Below are 3881 nucleotides of genomic sequence, written 5' to 3' on the forward strand. Positions count from 1 at the left end.
TTTGCCGGTAAGCCGCTGGCGATGGATAAACTTGGGTACCGGTACAAGCCCAATACCAACCAGCTTGACCATATTACGGATGATGTGAATGCGGCCAATTATACGGAAGATATTGACGGGCAGGGTACCAACAATTATGAGTACGATGAAATAGGCAACCTTGTAAAGGATAAAGCGGAGGGTATAGGGCAATCGCAGCAAAGTAAGATTGAGTGGACGGTATATGGCAAGATCAGCAGCATTAAGAAAGATAACGGGATGCTGATTGCTTATACCTACGATGCGGGTGGCAACAGGATAAGCAAAGCGGTGTCCAATGACGGGGGCACTACGACAACCTGGTATGTACGCGATGCAGGCGGTAATGTGATGAGGGTATACGTATCGGGTGATAACACTAAAAACAGTGGACGGCTTACGCAAACTGAAACACACCTGTATGGCAGCAGCAGGCTGGGCTTGTATAAAGCGGAGTCGGATGTTACCCTGGCGGCAACAAATACAGCTACTTTGGCTGGTGGTAAAACGGCTTATTTGTATAGCTTTACAAGGGGTGAAAAGTTCTTTGAATTAAGCAATCATTTGGGTAATGTGCTGGCTGTTGTAACGGATAAGAAGTTGCAGCACACGGAGGATAATGCGGTTGTTGATTATTACCTGGCTGATGTGGTAAGTGCAAGTGACTATGCGCCTTTTGGGATGCAATTGGTGGGTAGGTCGGTTAGTGCTGATGGGTATAGGTATGGGTTTAATGGGAAGGAGAAGGACAAGGATGCCGGGGAAGGTATACAAGACTATGGAATGAGGATTTATGATGTGAGGATTGGGAAGTTTTTGAGTGTGGATCCAATTTCTAAAGAATATCCAGAATTAACACCGTACCAGTTTGCGAGTGATTGTCCGGTACAAGCTATAGATTTGGATGGGTTAGAAGGTGTTGAAGCAAATGGTGCTCCTACTGTGACACCCCTTCCTCGTGTTGTTAATCCTCCGGTAAGTAATACATATGTCAATCCAGGAGGAAATCTTAGTGCTGGAGCAATTCCTGCCAGGCCTCCCATGTCTTCAGGAACCGGAAGTAGCGGTTTTCCCAGCTCGGGACCATTGGTTATAAACTCGTCGTTGCCTGTGCAAACGCGATGGGTTACTCAAACAGAGTTTGAAAATATGGTCTGTCCGAAATGTGGATTTGAGCTTGATGATGATGGTTTGGGCGGAACTGTAATTGGACCCCATAATGGTTCTTATAGGCATATTTCTTTATTAACACCTGTAACACCACTTCCAGAAAACTTTAAAAAAGTTGATATTGCCAATGATCCCTTAACGCGAAATCTTCTTGCTGGAAGAGGAATTAGTATAATGAGTAATGCGGATCAACTTAAATCAAGAAGCAACGGAGAAGAGTATTTTTACCGAGCGATGTCATTTGGTGAACTTCTTAAAACAGGAGGACTTTTAGAACCAAGAAGCGATAGGCAAGACTACCCGTTTGTAACAACAAATCTTGAATATTTAACAAACAAAAAATCGTTTATATGGACAGATAATAAAAAGTATGGGTTGATTATTAAGTATACTATGCAAACTGGAACACTGACGTTTTTGAATTCGGTTTCACAAGCTCATGGTAACAAGTTTGAAATGCAACCCAATATTCCTGTAAGGAAATCAGAAAGTTATACGACATTCGGTGGGCTTAAAATGCAAAATACAAATTATGGCTTTCCTGGTACGTCTGCAAAGAGTTATTTTCATCCTAAAATAACAAAAATAGAAATAATATTCTTGTCAGATAGTTTAAAAGATAAATAAACATTAATAGTAAAATGAAGTCTATTCCAGCATATCAGATATTTGTAGATCTATCAGATCAGTTTAATGAACTCGGAGATGAGTATATAAATTTCATATCAAACAAATCTAATGATCGAGGCATTGATATTCAGCAGTATCAGGAGGAGTATAGATTGAAACGAAGGATGATTCAGGAACTGAAAGAAAAGCAAATGTTAGATTTTTCTAATGCTTATGCGATTGAGATTGTTAAAGAAACAAACTATGAAACGGCATATTTAGAAGATATCAAAGAAGCAGTACTAAAAGATGATTTGAATCTATTGGAATTACTACTGACAGTGCCAATGAAACTGAAAGTATCAAATCAGAATATTAACCTTTTTGTGTTAAATTATTTGGCGAGCTTTTTAGAAAGAGAAACTACCAATCGTCATTGGGAATGGCAAGCTAAATCAATTTTTGAGCAAGTATTAGATACGGCTGACAATTACCTTCCTGAATATATAGAAATTGCTGATAAGATATTTTCATTAAATAAGCCTTCGGAATGGTATGAAGATTTTTATGATCAAATAAATAAATTAATTTTAAGAATGCCAATTAATGAAAAAGCTTTTTATGCTATAAAGAAAGGCCTTTCTATTTCTTTGCCCGAAGTACATGAAGATTTAGTTGATTTTATTGAGAGTAAATATATTAGTGAGGGACTCGTTGATTCTAAATTTAACTGGATAGAGAACTGATCAAATTTATTTTTTCACAAGAGCGTGGTTTAATAGAAGCAGTTGGCGACATGTTACTCCATTGGCTTATTCTAAAATATTCTCTGCTACGCGCATTTGATTACGGAGAATGTAATATTTTTTAGGCGGTCATTCTAAAGCTGATGCCTACCTATTTTAACCACCGTAGCTCTTTGAAAATACTGTAAAGAATAATACCCGCGTAAAAGTCGCCATGAAAACGGGACGTACAAGTGAGTGACACAAGAGGCGATGCCATGAAAAACTTCCTGCCGGTACCATAAAATTCTTCTTATAGAGACAAATTTCATCACCGTTACTTATGCGATGCGGAGAACCGTATAACCGACGTGCTGACGAGCAGGGACGGGATATATTGGGAGCGTGATGCGGCGTATCAATATTATCAGCATGGGCCGCTGAGCCGCACAGAGCTTGGCCAGCTAAAAGTGCAGGGCGTGGATTATGTATATACGTTGCAGGGCTGGCTGAAAATGATTAACCCAACGGTGGCTCAAACGGGTGGTGATAATGGTAATGGCCAGGGCTGCGAGCCGGGAACGGGGATTGGTAATATCATCATCAACAAACGGGAGGACAATACACCGCCGGGTTACGCGGCTACGGGTGAAATAACTTTTGAAGAAGGTTTTGAAAATGGCGTGGAGGATTATTTTGACGCGGTGGTGGATGCTGCATTACCGCCGTGTAACAGTCCGAACCCGAACGGAAATATCAATACAGGCAATACGGCCAGGGATGCCTATAATGTACTGCTGAATTATTATACGGATGACTATAAGGGTATTGGCTACAGTGCCCCTACCGTACATGCTTACCTGCAGCAGCAAAACGAATATCGTCCGCTGTACAATGGTAATATCAGCAGCATGGGCGTGAACGTGGAGAAGCTGGGCAGCCCGCTGTTGTATAACTACCATTACGACCAGTTGAACAGGCTGGTGGGTATGCAGGCGCATCAAAGTGGTAATGCGGTGTGGGCGGGGTTGGGTACCATACCTGACTTTAAGGAAGCAATTAGTTATGACCCGAATGGTAACATCTTAAGCTATGACAGGAACGGTAATAACACATTTGCCGGTAAGCCGCTGGCGATGGATAAACTTGGGTACCGGTACAAGCCCAATACCAACCAGCTTGACCATATTACGGATGATGTGAATGCGGCCAATTATACGGAAGATATTGACGGGCAGGGTACCAACAATTATGAGTACGATGAAATAGGCAACCTTGTAAAGGATAAAGCGGAGGGTATAGGGCAATCGCAGCAAAGTAAGATTGAGTGGACGGTATATGGCAAGATCAGCAGCATTA

Annotated in this window: 3 protein-coding genes; all 3 read left to right on the top strand. The window is 41.3% G+C overall.

Features of this window, described 5'->3' with window-relative positions; all coding sequences use genetic code 11:
* Positions 1 to 1815: RHS repeat domain-containing protein (locus tag F0364_RS12555; RefSeq protein ID WP_306452328.1), on the top strand; the 1815-nt coding region annotated here is incomplete at its 5' end.
* Positions 1816 to 1829: 14 nt separating this feature from the next.
* The gene (locus F0364_RS12560) at positions 1830 to 2543 is read left to right on the top strand and encodes a hypothetical protein (protein ID WP_153798135.1); all 714 of its coding nucleotides are present in this window, start codon (positions 1830 to 1832) and stop codon (positions 2541 to 2543) included.
* Positions 2544 to 2893: 350 nt separating this feature from the next.
* Positions 2894 to 3881, top strand: a 988-nt coding sequence (locus F0364_RS12565; protein ID WP_207632648.1) for a hypothetical protein, incomplete at its 3' end; no start/stop codon positions are given.

Source organism: Foetidibacter luteolus, from assembly GCF_009650435.1.
In the GTDB taxonomy this organism is placed as follows: domain Bacteria; phylum Bacteroidota; class Bacteroidia; order Chitinophagales; family Chitinophagaceae; genus Foetidibacter; species Foetidibacter luteolus.

What these genes read in the sequence shown, in the direction of transcription:
- F0364_RS12560 (WP_153798135.1), top strand. Translation starts at nt 1,830, where the DNA reads ATGAAGTCTATTCCAGCATATCAGATATTTGTAGATCTATCAGATCAG.